The 19571-nt window shown below is 65.1% G+C and carries 17 protein-coding genes and 3 pseudogenes; 5 read left to right on the top strand and 15 right to left on the bottom strand.

What is annotated here, in order from left to right:
• Positions 1-15 precede the first annotated feature (15 nt).
• The gene (locus ACSKB9_RS24625; RefSeq protein WP_310880928.1) at positions 16-963 is read right to left on the bottom strand and encodes a hydroxymethylglutaryl-CoA lyase; all 948 of its coding nucleotides are present in this window, start codon (positions 961-963) and stop codon (positions 16-18) included.
• Between the two features lie 7 nt (positions 964-970).
• Positions 971-2140: a CaiB/BaiF CoA transferase family protein gene (locus ACSKB9_RS24620; protein ID WP_438076338.1), complete on the bottom strand. Its 1170-nt coding sequence runs from the start codon at positions 2138-2140 to the stop codon at positions 971-973.
• 193 nt (positions 2141-2333) lie between these two features.
• On the opposite strand from ACSKB9_RS24620, the gene ACSKB9_RS24615 reads away from it, so the two are divergent.
• The 3 genes from ACSKB9_RS24615 (at position 2334) to ACSKB9_RS24605 (ending at position 5854) form a co-directional block, all read left to right on the top strand.
• Positions 2334-3257, top strand: coding sequence for a LysR family transcriptional regulator (locus ACSKB9_RS24615; RefSeq protein WP_092081141.1), 924 nt, complete (start codon positions 2334-2336; stop codon positions 3255-3257).
• A gap of 327 nt (positions 3258-3584) precedes the next feature.
• Positions 3585-4997, top strand: coding sequence for an MFS transporter (locus ACSKB9_RS24610; protein WP_438076336.1), 1413 nt, complete (start codon positions 3585-3587; stop codon positions 4995-4997).
• 104 nt (positions 4998-5101) lie between these two features.
• A complete protein-coding gene (locus ACSKB9_RS24605; RefSeq protein WP_438076334.1) occupies positions 5102-5854 on the top strand; it encodes a sulfate transporter family protein in 753 nt (250 codons plus the stop codon).
• Here ACSKB9_RS24605 and ACSKB9_RS24600 read toward each other — a convergent pair.
• From ACSKB9_RS24600 to nth, 6 genes and pseudogenes are all read right to left on the bottom strand, one after another.
• Positions 5851-7353, bottom strand: a complete 1503-nt coding sequence (locus ACSKB9_RS24600; protein WP_438080383.1) for a DHA2 family efflux MFS transporter permease subunit — start codon at positions 7351-7353, stop codon at positions 5851-5853. The two genes, ACSKB9_RS24605 and ACSKB9_RS24600, sit on opposite strands and share 4 nt — an antisense overlap.
• A 59-nt stretch (positions 7354-7412) precedes the next feature.
• Entirely contained in the window at positions 7413-7925 is a 513-nt protein-coding gene (locus tag ACSKB9_RS24595; RefSeq protein WP_438076332.1) for an isoprenylcysteine carboxyl methyltransferase family protein, read from the bottom strand.
• Entirely contained in the window at positions 7922-8974 is a 1053-nt protein-coding gene (locus ACSKB9_RS24590; protein ID WP_438080381.1) for a type III polyketide synthase, read from the bottom strand. The genes ACSKB9_RS24595 and ACSKB9_RS24590 overlap by 4 nt, the downstream gene beginning before the upstream one ends.
• A gap of 140 nt (positions 8975-9114) precedes the next feature.
• Positions 9115-10744, bottom strand: a pseudogene (locus tag ACSKB9_RS24585) (MFS transporter).
• Positions 10731-11877, bottom strand: a pseudogene (locus tag ACSKB9_RS24580) (HlyD family secretion protein). The pseudogenes ACSKB9_RS24585 and ACSKB9_RS24580 overlap by 14 nt, the downstream one beginning before the upstream one ends.
• A gap of 106 nt (positions 11878-11983) precedes the next feature.
• Positions 11984-12769, bottom strand: coding sequence for an endonuclease III (nth, locus tag ACSKB9_RS24575; protein ID WP_438076330.1), 786 nt, complete (start codon positions 12767-12769; stop codon positions 11984-11986).
• A gap of 22 nt (positions 12770-12791) precedes the next feature.
• Between nth and ACSKB9_RS24570 the strand changes: the two genes are divergently transcribed.
• A complete protein-coding gene (locus ACSKB9_RS24570) occupies positions 12792-13352 on the top strand; it encodes a DUF2244 domain-containing protein (protein ID WP_244558980.1) in 561 nt (186 codons plus the stop codon).
• Positions 13353-13459: 107 nt separating this feature from the next.
• Positions 13460-14356 (top strand): methylated-DNA--[protein]-cysteine S-methyltransferase, encoded by an 897-nt coding sequence (locus ACSKB9_RS24565; protein ID WP_028335763.1) that lies wholly within the window; start codon positions 13460-13462, stop codon positions 14354-14356.
• A gap of 123 nt (positions 14357-14479) precedes the next feature.
• Here ACSKB9_RS24565 and ACSKB9_RS24560 read toward each other — a convergent pair whose 3' ends face one another.
• The 7 genes and pseudogenes from ACSKB9_RS24560 to dnaJ form a co-directional block, all read right to left on the bottom strand.
• Entirely contained in the window at positions 14480-15103 is a 624-nt protein-coding gene (locus tag ACSKB9_RS24560; RefSeq protein WP_028341753.1) for a 2,3-bisphosphoglycerate-dependent phosphoglycerate mutase, read from the bottom strand.
• Between the two features lie 47 nt (positions 15104-15150).
• A complete protein-coding gene (gene dapB, locus ACSKB9_RS24555) occupies positions 15151-15963 on the bottom strand; it encodes a 4-hydroxy-tetrahydrodipicolinate reductase (protein WP_016841511.1) in 813 nt (270 codons plus the stop codon).
• Positions 15964-16034: 71 nt separating this feature from the next.
• Entirely contained in the window at positions 16035-16331 is a 297-nt protein-coding gene (locus tag ACSKB9_RS24550) for a DUF1330 domain-containing protein (RefSeq protein ID WP_057020363.1), read from the bottom strand.
• Between the two features lie 21 nt (positions 16332-16352).
• The gene (gene pyrF, locus ACSKB9_RS24545) at positions 16353-17063 is read right to left on the bottom strand and encodes an orotidine-5'-phosphate decarboxylase (protein ID WP_438076327.1); all 711 of its coding nucleotides are present in this window, start codon (positions 17061-17063) and stop codon (positions 16353-16355) included.
• A 6-nt stretch (positions 17064-17069) separates the two neighbouring features.
• The gene (locus tag ACSKB9_RS24540; protein ID WP_092081152.1) at positions 17070-17648 is read right to left on the bottom strand and encodes an NADPH-dependent FMN reductase; all 579 of its coding nucleotides are present in this window, start codon (positions 17646-17648) and stop codon (positions 17070-17072) included.
• Between the two features lie 48 nt (positions 17649-17696).
• Positions 17697-18299, bottom strand: coding sequence for a class I SAM-dependent methyltransferase (locus tag ACSKB9_RS24535; RefSeq protein ID WP_438076324.1), 603 nt, complete (start codon positions 18297-18299; stop codon positions 17697-17699).
• Between the two features lie 99 nt (positions 18300-18398).
• Positions 18399-19525: pseudogene (gene dnaJ, locus ACSKB9_RS24530) on the bottom strand (molecular chaperone DnaJ).
• Positions 19526-19571 lie beyond the last annotated feature (46 nt).

Genomic DNA, 19571 nt, shown 5'->3' with positions numbered 1-19571 from the left:
TACGCAATGAATACGCTACGCCGCCCTCGCCTTGGTGCCGCGCGGCAGGCCGGCGCGGGCGAGACCGCCATAGAGCGCCTCGTTCGGCATCTCCGATTTCAGGATCGCGCGCACCTCGACCAGGCGATCGAGATCGATGCCGGTCGGAAATCCCTTGCTCTCGCAGAGAAAGACGAGGTCCTCGAACACGACATTGCCGGTGGCGCCCGGCGCGAACGGGCAGCCGCCGAGGCCGCCGAGCGAGCCGTCGAGCACGCGGGCGCCCTCATCGAGCGCGGCGGAAGCATTCGCGATGCCCATGCCGCGGGTGTCGTGCAGATGCACGCAGACCGGCTTCGATCCCGCGATCTTCACCGCGCCCCGCGTCAGCTCGCCGACCTGCTTCGGCCCGGCATAACCCACCGTGTCCGCAATCGCGACCATGTCGACGCCGACCTCGTAGAGCTTCTCGGTGAGGCGCAGCACCTCGTTCGGATCGACGGGACCGACGATCGAGCAGCCCAGTGCCATCGAGATCGCGGCATTGACCAGGGGCTTGTGCGCGCTGGCATCGCGCAGCTCGCAAAGCCGCTTGATGTTCTCGATCGCGGATTCGCGCGAGCGGTTGGCGTTGGCCTGGCTGTGCTCCTCGGTCGCCGATACCACCGAGGCGATCTCGGCAACGCCGGTGGCCAGCGCCTCGTTGACGCCGCGCTCGTTCAGCGCCAGCGCGACGCCGTGCGCCCCGGGCAGCGCGGCGATGGAGGCGACCACGTCGCGGACATCGACGAATTGCGGGAAGGTCTTGGCCGGCAGGAACGAGCCGACCTCGAAATGGCGCACGCCGGCGGCGTATTCATCGCGCACCCAGCGCTCTTTCGCCGCGGTCGACGGGAACGTCTTCACGAGCTGCAGCCCGTCGCGCAGGCCGACCTCGCGCAGGCTCACCTTGTCGGTGGGATAGATATCGTGGACACGGGTCATGTCAGCCTCACGCAGCGTTTCCGGTTGATGAAATCTTCTGTTGTGCGAGCTCGGCGCGCACCGCTTCGGTATCGGCGCCGAGCACCGGCACCTTCAGACCTTCGCCGATATTGCGGCCGTTCCATTCGAGCGGCAGCGCGGGGACGCGGAACGGCTTGCCGTCGGCGTTCACGTTGTTGACCAGCCCGCCGGGACGCAGCACATGCGGATCCCCGAGCAGATCCTCCGGCCGGTTGATCGGCGAGAAGCAGATGTTAAGCGCGTCGAGCCTCGCCGAGAGATCCGCCACGTTCCAATCCTTAACCACCGCGGCAACGCGCGGAATGATCCGGTCGCGCGCCATGATGCGGTCCGTGGTCGAGCGCAGCGTCGGATCGTCGGCGAATTCCGTGAGGCCGAATTCGCGGCAGAAGCTCTGCCAGTGACCTTCGGTGACGACGCCGATGAAGATGCGATCGCCGCCGGCGGCATCGAAGATATCGTAGATCGGCCAGGCATGCTCGCGCTCCGGCATCGAGCGCGGCTTGCGCCCGGTCATCTCGTACTCGACCATGTGCTGGGCGACCAGGAACAGGCAGTTCTCGAACAGGCCGATGCGGATGTCAGCGCCATCAGCCTTGCCGCCACGCTTCTGATAGAGCGCGGCGAGGATCGAGATCACCCCGAACATGCCGCCCATGATGTCGTTGGCGGAGGAGCCGACGCGCTGCGGCTTGTCGCGCGTGCCGGTCATCGCGGCGAGCCCCGACATCATCTGCACGACCTCGTCGAGCGCCGGCCGATGATCGTAGGGACCGGACAGAAAGCCCTTGTGGCCGGCGATGATCAGATGCGGATATTTTTGGCGTAGCTCCTCGGCGCCAAGCCCCTGCTTGTCGAGCTGACCGTCGCGGAAATTCTCCAGGAACACGTCGGCGCTGGCGAGCAGCCGGTGCATCGTATCGCGGTCCTCGGGCTTGGCGAAGTCGAGCACGACGCTGCGCTTGCCGCGGTTGAACAGCGGGAAGAACGAGACGCCCATGCCGCCGAGCGAACGGGTCTTGTCGCCGGCGGGCGGTTCGACCTTGATCACCTCGGCGCCGAGTTGCGCCAGGATCATGCCGCAGGTCGGCCCCATCACCATGTGGGTCATCTCGACGACCCTCACGCCTTCCAGCGGCAGTCCGTTCCCGGTCATCGGTCTCTCCGTGCTCGTTGCGCTCTTGTTCTGACGCGTTTCTTCACGCGAACCGGTACCCATCCCGCATCAAGTGCGGGACAAGCCCCGCTCGAAAACGCTTTGTGATCGGCGCAGGTTAGGCTTCCGCACGCTATCTGAAAAATATAATCTGTCGAATAGTGTATTCGTGGTTCTAGAACGCTGAACCGTCATGGATTCGCGCCAGCTTCGCTATTTCATCGCAGTTTACGAGCAGCGCAACCTGTCGCGGGCCGCGGACCAGGCCAACGTCGCGCAATCCGCGCTCAGCCACCACATCGCTAATCTGGAAGCTGAATTCGCCACGCCGCTGTTCGAGCGTAAGCCGCGCGGCATGGAACCGACTGCGGCAGGCGAGCGGCTCTATGAACATGCCCGCATCATCCTGCGCGCGATGGCGGCGGCCGAGCGCGAGATCAAGGAAGGCGCCAGCGTGATCGCCGGCGACATCTCGATCGGCATGGCCAATTCCGGGATGAAGGCGATCGGCGTGCCGCTGATGCGCACCGTGCTGACGAAATATCCGAACCTGAAGCTGTCGCTGACCGAGAGTCTCTCCGGCGCGACGCTGCTGCATCTGCTGAGCTCCGAGGTCGACCTCGCGCTGGTCTACAATCCGCCGTCGGAAAAGGACCTCATCGCCGAGCCGGTGCTGGAGGAGCAGATGTTCTGCGTCGGCACCGAGAAGTTGATCGGCAAGAAGACGCCAATTCCCTTCGAGGAGGTGACGCGGCTGCCGCTGATCCTGTTGCGGTACGGACTATCGGCGCGCGCACTGCTGGATGATCCCGTGCTGCTGAAGCGGCTCGAGGCCAATGCGATCATGCATCTCAACTCGACCAGCGGCATGATCGGCGCGCTGACCGCGGGTTTGGGCTGCACGATCGCGACGACGCATTTCGTCAGTGAGCCGTTGAAGGCACGATTGCTGGTCGCGCGCGAAGTCATCGAACCAAAACTGACCCGCACGCTCTATCTTTGCCGCTTGCGCAATCGCCCGATGACTTACGTCATGGAGGAGATGTGCCGCCTGATCCGCGCCCTGATCGCAGACCAGGTGGGCCGCGGCGCCTGGGAGGCGACGCTGCTGATCTGAATGTATGACCCAGTGGTTGCACAGGTTCAGTGTCGTCCCTGCGAAAGCAGGACCCATAACCACCGAACCGCAAAATTGCGCACCAGTGGGACGACGAGTCCCTTTCACGACACCCGCCGCGGAGTATGGGTTCCTGCTTTCGCAGGGACGACAGTTGAACAAGCCGTTTGAAAGGTGAATCAAAAGCAACCCTCCCCCTGAGTTCGAAAATATCGAACAATTCCTTCGATATGTTCGTCTGGATTTCTGGCTCCCGGCTGCCAAACATGCGCGACCGGCACGCCTTCGCAAGAAGGGCGGCCGTTGCACCATTCGGGGAGGACCATCATGAGCGCCGTCGAACTCGGCTCGGTCGCCGATCTCGCCACCACGACAAGCGGACCCGACGAGATTTCGCGACGGCTCGAGGCGCTGCCCACCTCCGGCCTTGTCTGGCGGCTGGTGATCCTGCTCTCGCTCGGCGGCTGCTTCGAAATCTACGACCTGTTCTTTACCGGCTATATCGCGCCGGGCCTTGCCCGCAGCGGATTGATGACCACGACGACGCAGGCGTTCTTCGGCTTCTCCGGGATCGGCGCCTTCGTCGCGGCGACCTTCGCCGGCCTGTTCGTCGGCACGTTCTGCCTCGGCTTCCTCGCCGATCGCTTCGGGCGCAAGGCGATCTTCACCTGGTCGCTGCTGTTCTACAGCGCAGCATCCGTGATCATGGCGTGCCAGACCACACCCGGCGGCCTGCTGCTGTGGCGCTTCATCGCCGGGATCGGGATCGGCATCGAGGTCATCACCATCGACGCCTACATCACCGAGCTGGTGCCGAGCTGGATGCGTGGCCGGGCGTTTGCGATCAACCAGGCGGTGATGCTGTCGGCAGTGCCGATCGTCGCAGCACTTGCGTGGTGGCTGGTGCCGCTCTCGCCTCACGGCATCGACGGCTGGCGCTGGGTGGTGCTGATCGGCGCCGCCGCCAGCATGATCATCTGGGTGCTGCGGCTCTACGTTCCGGAAAGCCCGCTCTGGCTGGCCCGCCATGGCCGCGCTGCCGAGGCCGAGCAGATCATGCGAACACTCGAGGCTGCATCGCCTGCGGCTGCGCCGCGCCCCGCCGCCACGGCGGCGATGGTGCCGGCACGTGCGCCGGCCGAGATCGGCTATGCTGACCTGTTCAAGCCGCCCTACGCCTCGCTCGTCGTGCTGTTCATGATCTTCAATCTCTGCCAGGCATTCGGCGTCTACGGCTTCTCCAACTGGGTTCCGGCGCTCTTGGTGCAGAAGGGCATCAACGTCACCAAGAGCCTGCAATATTCCTTCATCATCGCCTTCGCCTATCCGCTCGCGCCGCTCTTGGCCGCGACCTTCGCCGACCGCTTCGAGCGCAAATGGATCATCTGCGGCGCGGCCGCCGCGATCTCGGTGTTCGGCCTCGCCTTCTCGCAGCTCACCGAGCCGGTGCTGCTGATCGCCAGCGGCGTGCTGGTGACGGGGGCCAACATGACGCTGTCCTACGCCTATCACGCCTACCAGACCGAGGTGTTCCCGACCGCGATCCGGGCGCGCGCCGCGGGCCTCGTCTATTCGATGAGCCGGCTCAGCGCGACCTTCTCCGGCTTCATCGTGGCTTTCATGCTGAAGGAGGCCGGCGTCGGCGGCGTGTTCGGCCTGATCACCGCGGCGATGGTCATCGTGATCATTGCCATCGGTGTCTGGGGACCGAACGTCCGCGGCAGGCCGCTCGACGCCTAGAGCATTTCGCTCGAAAACGCTCTCACCGCGGCACAAACGGCACTTGCCGAAGCCATATTGGGTGTCTACCTCTCGCGGGTCATTTGTGCAGAGGTAACCCAGTCATGTTCGCCGCCGCCGTCAAGGCGCTTTCGCAAATCCTGTCGCCGCCGATGCGCTCGATCCTGTGGCGCTCGATCGGGCTTGCGCTGGTGCTGATCACCGTGCTGGCGATCGGCTTGCAGCGGCTGCTGAGCTGGTTTGCCGACTACGGCGAGGTCTGGGCCGAAGGCATGCTCGGCCCCAACTTCCATTCCACGCTGCACGTGCTGTCCTGGATCGTCTCGATCTCGGCGGGCCTTGGCGTCGTGCTCGGCGGCATCTTCCTGATGCCCGCGATCACCTCGCTGGTGGCGAGCCTGTTTGTCGACGACGTCGCCGACCATGTCGAGCGCGAGCATTATCCGGCCGACCATCCCGGCGTGGCGCTGCCGGTCACGCTCGCGACGATCGAGGGCGTCAAGACCGCGCTGCTGACGATCCTGGTCTATCTGGTCGCGCTGCCGTTCGTGCTGTTCGCGGGCGCGGGCTTCATCATCTTCTTCATCGCGACCGCCTGGCTGCTCGGCCGCGAATATTTCGAGCTTGCGGCGATGCGGTTCCGCTCGCCTGATGACGCCAAGGCGATGCGCAAGGAGAACGCGGCGACGGTCTTTACCGCGGGCCTGTTCATCGCCGCCTTCGTCTCGATCCCGATCGTCAATCTGGCGACGCCGCTGTTCGGCATGGCCTTCATGGTGCACATGTACAAGCGGCTGTCGGGCCCGCGGCGCGAGCTGATCGAGCCGGCGCGGCGAACCAACGTGTCCTCGGTCTAGGTGGTATCCGGAAGCACGGGCGGCGATGCCGGTACCCGATCGCTTGCGAAGGGCACGAGCAGCAGTCCGACGATCGCCACGCAGGCGAGCATCGCCCATGCCTCGTTCACGGTGAGTGCGAGCGACGCCCGTTCGACCAACGGCCGGATGAACGCCACCGTGGCGTCGTCCGGCAGACCCGGCGGGCGATCGATCAGCAACTTCGGATCGAGCCCGATCGCCTGCGCCGCTGTGACATCCCCCGCCAGCAGACGCACGCGGAAATCCTCGCCATAGATCGGGCTTCGCCCATAGAGGATGGTATCGATCAGAGCGATCCCGATCGCGCCGCCCAGATTGCGCATCAGGTTGAACAGGCCGCTGGCGTCGGCAATGTCCGCCTCCGGCAGGGCACCCAGCGCAATGCGCGTCGGCGGCAGCAGGCAGAACATGATCGCGACGCCGCGCACGACCTGCGGCCAGAACATCTCGCCATAATCCGCCGTGCGCGGCTGGAAGGCGCTCCAGCCGAGGCCGAGCGCGAACAAGGCGAAGCCCGCACCGGTCAACCGCCGCGCGCCGACGCGGCTTTCCAGGATCGCCGCAAGCGGCGCGGCGGCGAGCTGCGCAACTCCCGTGACCAGCATGATCGTGCCGATCTCGAAGGCGTCATGGCGGCGGACGAAACCGAGGAATACCGGCATCAGATAGGTCGATCCATACAGGCCAATGCCGAGGCAAAAGCTCAGTGCGCAACCGATCGCGAATGGACGCCGCTTGAAGAGCGTCAATTGCGCGATCGGATAGGCCGCGCGGAGCGTGCGCCGGATCAGCAGCGCCATCCCGGCAATGCTTCCGATCAGCAGGCCGAGGCAAGGCATCGAGGCCCAACCGCGTTGCGGCGCTTCCTTCAGACCGATCATGAAGCTTGCGAGTGTCGCTGCGAGCAGGACAAGCGACCATTTATCCAGCCTGGAGAACGCCCGAAGCTGCATGCCTTCCTTCGGAAGCAGCAACGGCGTGACCGAGGCTGCCACCGTTCCCGGAAACACATTGATCAGGAATAGCCATGGCCACGACCAGGTCTGCGTGATCCAGCCGCCGACGACGGGTCCAACGGTCGGCGCGAGCACCGCGACGACGCCGCCGATCGTGGTGGCTACAGGATGAAGCCGCGCCGGGAACAGCGTGAACACGGCGGAGAACACTGCGGGGATCAGCACGCCGCCGGAGAATCCCTGCAGCACGCGAAACGCCAGCAGCGTGGCAAAACCGCCGCTGAGGGCGCAGCCGACCGAAGCGACAGTGAACAGGCTCACGGCAAGCGCAAACAACCATCGCAACGACAGCGCATGCGTGAACAGGCCGGTCAGTGGGATCGCGATCACTTCCGCGATCAGATAGGCGGTCTGGATCCAGCTCATCGCCGCCGGCGAGATCGCAAGCGCGCGCTGGATCGTCGGCAACGAGGTTGCGACGACCTGGATGTCGAGAATCGCCATGAACATGCCGAAGCACATCAGGAGGAAGCCGGTCCAGGTCGCAGCCGATGGGCCGTCGGTTCGGTGATCCGCCTTGCTCATGGCGTGCTTGTGCGCGGCCAATCGGAGACGGTGAGCGCGCGGTTCTCGATCCGAATCCGGACCGCAAGCACCGCGAGATTGAGGAGGGTGAAGATCAGCGCCAATCGCGGCAGGTGGAGCGCCAGGGGAAGAAGCGCGATTTCACCGACCACGACGGCGTAGTTTGGATGCGGGAAATATCGGTACGGCCCGAATGCGACCAGCGGCGCGCCCGGCAGCACGACGATTCGCGTGGTCCATCGCGGACCGAGCGCGGCAAGGATCCACACCCGCAAGCCTTGCAGCAGCAGAAAACCCGCCAGCGCGGCCAGATTGACGTCCTGGTTGCGGCCCCAGATCCACAGCCCGGTCAGCCAGCCGGCGTGAACCAGGACAATGAGCGGGTAGTGATTGGCGCCGACCTCGACCGCGCCTCGTGCGAGAAGCCGCTCCGTGTTGCGACGTGACAGCACGAGCTCGCCGAGACGCTGCAGCGTGACCAGAGCGAGAATGACCGACGCGAAGCTCACGCCGCGTGCCTGAGCGCAACGCAGCTGAGCGTGAAGCCCGGCCCGAGCGCCGTGAGCAGCGAGCGCGGCGGCAATCCCTTGGCGCAGGCTCGTTCGAGAACAAAGAGAACCGTCGGGCCCGACATGTTGCCGCAAGCCGCGATGACGTCGCGTTCGTGATCGAGCGTGCCCTGATCGAGCGCGAGTGCCCGCTCCAGCGCGGCGATGACCTTGGCGCCGCCGGGATGGCAGAGGAAGCGGTCGATGTCATCGGCGGTCAGCTGCATCCGCGCGAGGATTTCGGCGACGGCCGGTCCAACATGGTCGCGGACGAAATCCGGAATGGTTCGCTGAAAGACCACGCCGAATCCTTCCGGATCGACCGTCCAGCCCATGATTTCGAGCGTATCCGGCCACAGCTTTTCGCCCGTCGCCTCGATCCGCGTCGCACCACCGTCCCCGGCGCGCAGCACGATCGCGGCCGCGCCATCGCCGAACAGGCTGGCCGCAACGATATTTGCCTTGGTGAGCTCGTCATGCCGGACCGCGAGCGTGCAGAGTTCGAGCGCAACCAGCAGCACGTTCGCTCCCGGCCGCGCTTCGGCCAGCCGCGCCGCGATCGACAGGCCGGACACACCGCCCGCGCAGCCCAGGCCGAACACCGGCACGCGCGACACATCCGTCCGCAGACCGAGCTTGCCGGCGACGCGCGCCTCCAGCGTCGGCGTGGCTATACCCGTCGAGCACACCGTGACCACGATATCGATGTCCCGGCCGGTCAGGTCGGCGCGCGCAATCGCCTTGCGGGCCACGTCGACGTACAGCGTCTCCGCGCCCTCGAGGAACGCCAGCGTTCGCTCCGGCCAACCGCGCCGTTCGAGATACCATTCAATCGGCTTGACGCCGTAGCGATGCTGGATGCCGGTGTTGGCGAACAGGCTGGAAAGCGTCTCGAATTCGGCATAGCGGTCGGCGAGGAGATTGCGCGCGGCCTGCAGGACCTGTCCCTGATGGAATAGATGCGGTGGAACCGCCGTCGCCAGGGAAACAAGCGCGGCCGTCTGTTTCATCTCGATCATCGTGGCTCCATTTCCCCCGCTCTTGGAACCGCGCGATGAGCAAAATATTTCAACACGCCTGCGACATAGCGCGGGGGCCGCATTCACTATAAATTGACCCGGCGGCGATATCCGCGCCGCCTCTTCGCAAATCAGGAAGCGGTGGCGCCCAGCCTGCGCATCACGCTCTTCACCAAGCCAAGCGGCGCCGGCGACAACGGGCCCTGCGGCGCGCGCGTGATGAAGGCGACCAGGACCAGCGCCAGGATCGCGAGCCAGAAGCACAGCCAGAAGCCGTCGATATAGGCGAGCGTGTTGGCCTCGCGCTGCACCAGCGCCGCCAGCGTGCCGACGGCGCGCCCCGTCGCTGTCCCGATGCCGTGGCCGGAAAATTCACCCGCCAGCCGCTTCAGCAGGTTCACGACGTCGATATCGCCGTTCTGCACATGCTGTCCGAGATAGTTGGAGTGGATCTGCTCGCGGACCCGCAGCCAGGTCCCCATCAGGGCGACGCCGATCTCGGCGCCGCCGAGGCGCATGATCTGGATATAGGCCGCGAACGCCGTCGCCCGCGACGGATCGGAATTCGACAGCGCCATGATGATGATCGGCAGCAGCGTGAACGCCTGCCCGATCGACGTGAGCAGGACGATGCCGACAAAGTCCTCGCGCGCCCAGACATGGCTCAGCTGCGTGCCCCAGAGATTGGCGGCCGCGAACGCCGAGAAGCCGAGCACCACGACGATGCGCGGATCGAGGTGGCGCAGCAGCAGGATCGAGATCGGCACCAGCACGAACATCGGCAGCGCGCCGTAGGTGAACAGCAGCACGCCCGACTGCTCCGGCCGCAGCGCGCCGACGGTGCCGAGGAAGTTCGGCACCAGCGACGAATTCGACAGGCTGGTCAGCGTGTACAGCAGGATGACGACCAGCGAGAGCCCGATGTTGCGCGAGAACAGCACGTTGAAATGCGCCCAGGGTCGGCGCGCGACCATTTCGTTGATCATGAAGGCGACGATCAACAGCCCGCCGCCGATCAGGAGCGCCATCACCGTGCCCGACGAGAGCCAGTCCAGCCGGTTGCCCTGATCGAGCCCGGCATAGACCATCGACACCCCGGCGCCGAGCAGCAGCATGCCGCCCCAATCGGCATGGTGCAGCAGGTCGCGATTGACGGGTTCTTTTGGCGTGCCGAGATACACCATCAGCCCCATCAGCGGCGCGATCACCACGCCCTGCCAATACAGCCACTGCCAGCCGAGATGCTCGACATAGAAACCGACCAGCGAGCTCGACGAGTTCGAGCGCGAAGCCGACGCGGATCGAGTACATCGCAATCGCCGGCAGCCACCATCGGATCGGCAAATTGCGCAGGATGATCATCAGCGTCGCCGGCACGAAGGTGCCGAGCAGCATGCCGTGGGCGATGCTGAGCGCAATCAGCGTCGTGTAGTCGCGCACGAACGGAATGGTCAGCGAGACCACGGCATAGACCAGGCTCGGAATGCCGAGCACCCGGCGCAGGCCGAACACGGTGGCAAGCCAGGCCACCGCAGGCGCGACGAAGATCTGCGAGCCGATGGCAGCCGTGGAGAGCCAGGCGCCCTCGTCGAAGCTGAGCGAGAACGCGCCGCGCAGATCGGGCAGGCCGACCGAGGTCAGTCGGCTGTCGAAATTCGCCAGGAACGCGCCGAGCAGCACGGCGACGACCGCGAACAGCGGATAGCGCGCGACGTCGCCGCGCGAGACCGGACCACGGTCGCGGTCGTCACTTTCCGCCATTGGCGACCGCCTCGCCGGTGTCGATCCGCGTGACGACCGACATGCCCGGCAGCAGGCGCTCGAGCAAGGGCTGGCCCTTGTCGAACTGGATCCGCACCGGAATGCGCTGCACCACCTTGGTGAAATTGCCGGTGGCGTTATCGGGCGGTAGCAGCGCGAATTGCGATCCGCTCGCCGGCGCGATGCGCTCGACGACGCCGCGCAGTTTCTGGCCGGCGAACGTATCCACGGTGACCTCGACCGGCTGGCCCGGCTTGACGTTGGTCAGCTGGGTCTCCTTGTAGTTGGCGATCACATAGACGTTCGGCAGCGGCACGACATTGATCAGATTGGCGCCGATGTTGACGTAGTCGCCCGGCTGGACCTGGCGCTCGCCGGTGACGCCATCGAACGGCGCGACGATCTTCGTATATCCAAGCTTGAGCTTGGCCGATGCCAGCAGCGCCTTGGCGGCGTCGAGGTCGGCGGCGCGCTGCTTCTTGGTGCCTTGCAGGACCTCGAGCTGATGGCGCTGTGCCGCGATGACAGCGCGGCTGGCGCGCACGTCGGCCTCCGCCTTGGCGTAGGATGCGGTCGCCTGCTCGAGCCGCTGCCGCGTGCCGGCGTCGGTTTGCGACAGCGACTGCTGACGCTCTTCCTCCTGGCGTGCCAGAGTTCTGCTGCGCCTCCGCGGACAGCCGCGCAGCTTCGGCCTGCGCGATGGTCGCATATTGCAGCTCGACCTGGTTGTTGAGGTTGTCCAGCACGGCCTGCGCACCGACCACGCCGGCCTCGGCTTGCGCCACCTGCGCCTGGTAATCGGCGGGATCGATCTGCACCAGGAGATCGCCGGCCTTGACGCGCTGGAAATCGGAGACGGCGACGGTGAGCACCTCGCCGGACACGCGGCTGGAGAGCTGGGTCAATTCGGCGCGCACATAGGCATCATTGGTGGTCTGGATCGTGGCGCTGCCGACCCAGGCATCCCAGCGGCTGGTCGCCACCGCGACGAACACCAGCGCGACGAGCACGGCAAACAGCGGAATCGCGAAACGGCTCCAGAAGCCGCTTGCCGAAGGTTGCGGCTTGGCAGGTGCCGCAGCAGGCGCGGTCTGGCTGGCGGGTGACGAACCATCTTCAACCTGCTCTGCCACACCGCACTCCCTCAATCACGCACCGGAACAACCGACGAACCTATCACGTGAACCGATATCCACTCCGCTCGAAAACGCCCTGATAGCACATGACGACGATCATGCCTCAGACGGTCTTTTCCGGCCACCGGCAGAGATCATTGATCAGACATACGTCGCAACGTGGACCGCGGGCGAGGCAGGTGTAGCGCCCATGCAGGATCAGCCAGTGATGGGCGTGCAGCATGAACTCGGTCGGGATCACCTTCTCCAATCCCAGCTCGACCTCGAGCGGCGTCTTGCCGGGCGCGAGCCCGGTGCGGTTGCCGACGCGAAACACATGGGTGTCGACCGCCATCGTGTGCTCGCCGAATGCCATGTTGAGCACGACATTCGCGGTCTTGCGGCCGGCGCCGGGCAGCGATTCGATCTCGGCGCGCGTGCGCGGCACCTCGCCGCCGAACTCGGCGATCAGCTTCTGCGAGAGCGCGATGACGTTCTTCGCCTTGTTGCGATAGAGCCCGATGGTCTTGATGTAGTCGCGCACCCTGTCCTCGCCGAGCTCAAGCATCTTCGCCGGCGTGTCGGCGACCGCGAACAGCGCTCGCGTCGCCTTGTTGACGCCGGCGTCGGTCGCCTGCGCCGACAGCACCACCGCAACGAGCAGCGTGTAGGGGTTGAGATGCTCGAGTTCGCCCTTGGGTTCGGGATTGGCTTGGCGGAACCGGTCGAAAGCCTCGTAGACCTCCTCCGATGTCCATGGCTTCGGCTTTACCGTTCGCTTGGCGGCCGTCTTGGCCGCCTTCTTTGCCCCGCGTTTGGGCAGCAGCCTTGCCGCTTTCGCGGGCTTCTTCTTCGGAGCAGATCGAACGCTTGATGTGCTGGCGCGTTGAGAGCGGATGATTTTGGCCATGAACCGGATATACTGATACGCCATGACCGCAGGCAACGACTTTGATCCGGGCGAAGACCGCAGGGCCAATGATCTCGCGGCTGATGCCGCTGAGGCCGAGCCCAAACTGTTCTCGGCATTGCTGACGCCGCACCGCTCGCTGAATCGCACCGGCTTTATCGTGCTGATGTCGTTCGTCACCGTGGTCAGCTTCATTGCCGGCGCGGTGTTCTGGTGGCTCGGCGCCTGGCCGATCTTCGGCTTCTTCGGCCTCGACGCGCTGGTGATCTATTGGGCGTTCAAGGTCAATTTCCGCTCCGCCAAGGCGAGCGAGGAGATCACCGTCACACCGTCGGAACTGCGGGTGCGCAGGATCAGCCATCGCGGCCATGTGGCCGAATGGGTGCTCAATCCGCTCTGGGTGCGGTTCGAACAGATCTCGCATGAGGAGTTCGGTATCGAGCGGCTCTATCTGGTCTCCCGGGGCCGCCGGGTCAGCGTTGGCAGCTTCCTGGGACCGGACGAAAAGGCTAGCTTCTCCAAGGCCTTGACGGCGGCGCTCAACGCCGCGAAACGCGGCCCGACTTACAACCCCATCCATTAAGTCTTATTTGAGCATGATCTTTTCGGAAAACCGGTCTCCACTTTTCCGGATCATGCTTGTCAGAAATCGGGTGGTTTGGACGCGCCATGGCTCCTAAATCAGACACCATGATGACACTCGCCATACACGACCAGCGCCTGGCCAAGCCGGGCCTCCAGAGCGCCGCGCTGCGCGACTATGACTCGGTTCGGCGCGCCATCGCGTTCATCTCGGAGCATTGGCGCACGCAGCCGACCATCGAAGCGATGGCCGATGCCGCCGCCGTCACGCCGGATGAATTGCACCATCTGTTCCGACGGTGGGCCGGGCTGACGCCGAAGGCTTTCATGCAGGCGCTGACCCTGGACCACGCCAAGAACCTGCTGCGCGATTCCGCCAGCGTGCTCGATGCGGCACTCGACTCCGGCCTGTCAGGGCCGGGACGGCTGCACGACCTGTTCGTCACGCATGAGGCCATGTCGCCGGGCGAATGGAAGACCGGCGCCGGCGGCATGACGCTGCGCTACGGCTTCCACCCCTCGCCGTTCGGCACCGCGATCGTGATCGCAACGGATCGCGGGCTTGCGGGGCTTGCCTTCGCCGACCATGGCGACGAGCAGACCGCATTCGCCGACATGAAGCGGCGCTGGCCGAACGCGACCTATGTCGAGGACACCGACGGCACCACCGCGCTGGCGCAGCGCGTGTTCGATACAAGGTTGTGGCGGGCCGACCAGCCGCTGCGCGTCGTCTTGATCGGCACCGACTTCGAGGTGCGGGTGTGGGAGACGCTGCTCAAGGTCCCGATGGGTCGCGCGGTCAGCTATTCCGACATCGCCTGCAAGATCAACAGCCCGAAAGCCTCGCGCGCGGTCGGCGCTGCGGTCGGCCGCAATCCGGTGTCGTTCGTGGTGCCCTGCCATCGCGCACTCGGCAAGAGCGGCGCGCTGACCGGCTATCACTGGGGCATCACCCGCAAGCAGGCGATGCTGGGCTGGGAAGCCGGCCAGGTCGGATTGCACTAACCTCTATCTCGTCATTCCGGGATGGTCCGAAGGACCAGACCTCAGGTGCGCAATTGCGCACCGGGAATCTCGAGATTCCGGGTTCGATGCTGCGCATCGCCCCGGAATGACAACATCAAACCTCTACCCCGCGAGATCGACCTTGGACGCAACGGTGGAATCGGCATTGAGCCGATAGACCACCGGCGCGCCGGTGGCGAGTTCGCGCTTGAGGATCTGCTCCGGCGTCAGCTTCTCCAGCACCATGATCAGCGCGCGCAGCGAATTGCCGTGGGCGGCGATCAGCGTGCGCTGGCCGCGCAGCACGCCGGGCAGGATCTCCTGCACGTAATAAGGCAGCGTGCGCGCCAGCGTATCCTTCAGGCTTTCACCGCCGGGTGGCGGCACGTCGTAGGAACGGCGCCAGATCAGAACCTGATCCTCGCCCCACTTCTTGCGGGCGTCGTCCTTGTTGAGGCCGGAGAGATCACCGTAATCGCGTTCGTTGAGCGCAAGGTTCTTCGTGGTCGGCAAACCGGTCTGGCCGATCTGCTCCAGCATCAGCTTCAGCGTGTGCTGCGCACGGGTAAGATCGGAGGTGAACGCGACATCAAACGACAGGCCCTGCGCCTTCAGCTTGCGGCCGGCCTCGTTCGCTTCGTTGACGCCCTGCTCGGTGAGATCAGGGTCCTTCCACCCGGTGAACAGGTTCTTCAGATTCCAGTCGCTCTGACCGTGACGAACGAGCACAAGGAGACGATCACTCATTTCAGATTCCGTTTTCGCTTAGCTGGATTTCATTCCGTCGAGCGGTGTCAGTCGCTCAACCCGAGGACGTCGGCCATCGAATACATGCCGGGCTTCTTGCCGTGCGCCCATAGCGCTGCCTTCAGCGCGCCCTGCGCGAACAGCGCGCGATCCTCTGCATGGTGCGAGAGCGTGATGCGCTCGGAGGGGCCGGCAAAGATCACGCTGTGATCGCCGGCCGCAGTGCCGCCGCGCAACGAGGCAAAGCCGATATCGCCCGCGCGCCGCGCGCCGGTGAGGCCATCGCGGCCGCGCGCCGAATGCTGATCGAGCGCGATTCCGCGTCCCGCGGCCGCGGCTTCGCCGAGCATCAAGGCGGTGCCCGACGGCGCATCGATCTTGGACTTGTGGTGCATCTCGAGAATTTCGATGTCAAAGCTCTGGTCGAGCGATTGCGCGACGCGCTTGACGAGCGCGGCGAGCAGATTGACGCCGAGGCTCATATTGCCTGACTTCACCACGATGGCGCGGTTGGTCACGCTGCGGATCACCGCATCGTCGGACGGCGACATCCCGGTGGTGCCGATGACGTGAACAAGGCCGCGCTCGGCCGCGATCGCGACGTTGGCGATGGTCGCGGCCGGCACGGTGAAATCCAGGATGCCGTCGGCGCCGGCCGACATCGACCACAGATCGGCCGACAGCTTGACGTCATTGGCGGGGAGGCCGGCGAGCACGCCTGCGTCCTTGCCGAGCAGTTCCGAGCCCGGCGCTTCCAGCGCGCCGACCAGCACCGCCCCCGGGGTTTCGGAAATCACCCGGGTCAGCGTGCGGCCCATCCGGCCGCCGGCTCCCGCAACGATCAAACGCATGTCAGCCATGGCTCACCTCTCCACGCGATATAGCGAGCCAAGGCTGTTCCGGCAACCGAACCGGCTACCCGATGTGCGGACTATGGGCTGTCGTGCCCCTCGATGATGATGAGGTCGGCGATCGAATGCGGCTGCCGCACCTTGATGTTGGCTTGGTATTCCGGCGATTGGTAGCAAGCGAGCGCGGTCGCGTAATCGGGGAATTCGATCACGACATTGCGGGAGCGGCTCTGGCCCTCCACGCCGGTGAACTTGCCACCGCGAACGATGAACTTGCCGCCGAATTTCTGGAAGATGGCAGGGTTGGCCGCCATGTAGGGCTTGTAGCCTTCCTCATTGTGAACGTCGACGCGTCCAATCCAGTATCCCTTCGCCATCTCTGTTCTCCCTCTTGTTGTTCAGGCGAGCGCCTGGGCGATTTCGGCGTGAATGGCTTCGGCTGATGCCTTCGGGTCGGCGGCTTCCATCACCGGACGTCCGACCACGAGATAGTCGGCGCCGGCGGCAATGGCGCGAGCCGGCGTCATGATGCGCTTCTGGTCGCCGGTCGCCGAGCCTGCGGGACGGATGCCAGGGGTCACCAGGTTCATCTGGTCGCCGACGATCTTGCGCAAGGCGGCGGCCTCCTCGGGCGAGCTGACGAGGCCGTCAACGCCAAGCGACTGCGCCTGTTTGGCGCGCGCTTCGACGAGATCGGAGACGTTGAGGCGATAGCCCGCCGCATGCAGATCAGTGTCGTCGTAGGAGGTCAGCACCGTCACCGCGAGGATCTTCAGGCCGGAGTCGGCGCGTGCCTCGACCGCCGCCTTCATGGTCTGCGGGTAGGCATGCACGGTGAGGAAGGTCGCGCCAAGCCCGGCGACGCTTTCGACCCCGCGCGCGACGGTGTTGCCGATGTCGTGCAGCTTCAGATCGAGGAAGACCTTCTTGCCGCTGCCTGCAAGCTGCTTCGCCAGGATGAGGCCGCCGGCATAACCGAGCTGATAGCCGATCTTGTAGAAGCTGACGGCATCGCCGAGCCGGTCGATCATCGCCTCGGCGCCGGCGACGGACGGCAGATCGAGCGCCACGATCAACCGGTCTCTTGGAGCGATCCTGGCTGGCTGCATGTCACCTCACATCATGCGTTGGGATTGGTCGATCAGCTGCCGCACCAGCGCCTGCATCGCGTCGATGTCGGCCTGGTGCTTCAGATGATCCATATCGTCGTAGGCCTGCTCGGCAAATGACAGCGCGAGCTGGTTTGGGATCACGGTGGCGCGGCACGCCGTCAGGATCAGGCGCAGCGCAGCCAGCGCGCGGGTGCCGCCGAGCCGGTTGCCGGATGCGGCTGAAATCGCGAACGCGCGGCCGTGGAACACCTGACCTCGCACCTCATGCGGATCCTGCACGCGGCTCACCCAGTCGATCGTGTTCTTCACCAGCGCCGGCACCGAGGAGTTGTATTCCGGCGTCACGATCAGCACGCCATGATGGACGCCGATCATCCGCTTCAGATTCACGGCATGCTGCGGCACGCCGGATTTCGCTTGCAGGTCGCCGTCATAGATCGGCAGCGGAAAATCGCCGAGCGAGATGCGGGTGACGTCGGCGCCGGATTGCGCCAGTTCGTGCGCCAGCACGGCAGCCAGCTTCGCATTGAGCGAGCCTGACCGAAGCGATCCGGGGATCACGAGGATTTTCAGCGCGGACATTTTGAAATCGCAGGTAAGGCGCTCGCCCGGCGCGACGGCGCCGGGTGGTCAGCCCTTGCGATACACCCAGACCCGCGCGGGCGGAAGGTTCATCCAGATCCGCTCGGAGGCCTCTGTGGACACGCCCGGCAGCGACTTCGGAATCGGAGGCACCACCGAATAGGTGAACTGAATGAACGGCGCGCCGGGTGCGAGCGCCAGGAAAGCGTCACGGACCAGCCTCAGGCGGGTCAGCATCGGCTTGGTGACGAGCGGCAGGCCGGAGACCACGGCCGAGGCGGGAGATTTCATGACATCCCACAGCGTGTCGCGGAGCCTGTAGGCGTCGCCCTGGACCACCTTGGCGTGCGGATAGCGTTCGCGCAGCAAGGCGCAGAAGCCGGGATTGTATTCGACCAGGACGAGACGTTTTTGATCCACGCCATGCTCGATCAGCGCGTTGGTAATCGCCCCGGTGCCGGGTCCAAGTTCGACGACCGGCCCCTCGGCGTCGGGATCGACATATTGCGCCATGGTGCGGGCGAGCAGCCGTCCGGACGGCATCACCGCGCCCATATGCAGCGGCTTCTCCATCCATGAACGGAGAAATCGAACCTCGTCGTCGAGACGGAGGGGCTTCTTCGACGCACGCACGGACGATTGCAAAGGCATGTCGCTACCAGGCGGGGACCGCACAATCGAGCGGTTGTCAGAAAACAGTCACAAAGACGTATAGGTCGAAGTCGTTACGGTCAAGCATAACGACTGCGGCTAGACGGAGCGATTGCCAAAGAAGTCCTTGACCTTAGAGAAGAAACCCGCGGCCTCCGGCTGGGTTGCGCCGGACGACAGCTTTTCGAACTCCATCAGCAGTTCTTGCTGCTTCTTGGTCAGATTCTGCGGCGTTTCGACCACGACCTGGACATACATGTCGCCGGTCTGGCGCGAGCGGAGCACCGGCATGCCCTTTGATGCGATGCGGAATCGCCGGCTGGACTGGGTGCCGGCCGGCACCTTCACCTTGGTCTTGCCCTTGTCGATGGTCGGCACTTCGAATTCGCCACCGAGCGCTGCGGTCACCATCGAGATCGGCACGCGGCAGTGCAGGTCGGCGCCGTCGCGCTGGAAGAACTGGTGCGTGGTCAGCGACAGGAAGATGTAGAGGTCGCCGGGCGGTCCGCCGCGAACACCGGCCTCGCCTTCGCCGGCGAGACGAATGCGGGTGCCGTCCTCGACGCCCGGGGAATGTTGACCGACAGCGTGCGCTCGCGCGTCACCCGGCCGGAACCGGCGCAGGAGGTGCAGGCATCCTCGATCATCTGGCCGCGACCCTGACAGCCGGGACAGGTCCGCTCCAGCGTGAAGAAGCCCTGGGCCTGCCGGATACGGCCGGCGCCGCCGCAATGCGAGCAGGTCTTCGGCTTGGTGCCGGCCTTGGCACCGGTGCCCGAGCAGGATTCGCAGGTGACCGAGACCGGGATCTCGATCTGCGCGGTCTTGCCCTGGAAGGCCTCCTCGAGCGTGATCTCCATGTTGTAGCGCAGGTCGGCGCCGCGCTCGCGGCCGCCGCCGCGGCGCTGCCCGGCCATACCGAACAGGTCTTCGAAAATGTCGGAGAAGGATGAGGCGAAGCCGGCGCCGAAGCCGGGGCCGCCACCGCCCATGCCCTGCTCGAAAGCGGCATGGCCGAAGCGGTCATAGGCGGCGCGCTTGTCGCCGTCCTTCAGCACCTCATAGGCTTCGTTGATTTCCTTGAACCGGACTTCGCTGGTGGCGTCGCCCGGATTCTTGTCCGGATGCCATTTCATCGCGAGCTTGCGGAAAGCCGATTTCAGCTTGGTCTCGTCCGCGTTCCGCTCAACCTCGAGGGTCTCGTAGTAGCAGCGCTTGGTGGACATCCTTCAATTCCGTCCGAAGTTCATCGCGATCGCCAAAGATTGCGTA

It is taken from the genome of Bradyrhizobium sp. BR 1433 (assembly GCF_051547665.1).
GTDB classification, from domain to species: domain Bacteria; phylum Pseudomonadota; class Alphaproteobacteria; order Rhizobiales; family Xanthobacteraceae; genus Bradyrhizobium; species Bradyrhizobium australafricanum.
The sequence above is the reverse complement of the archived record's forward strand: the minus strand, read 5'-3'. Positions and strand labels throughout refer to the sequence as shown.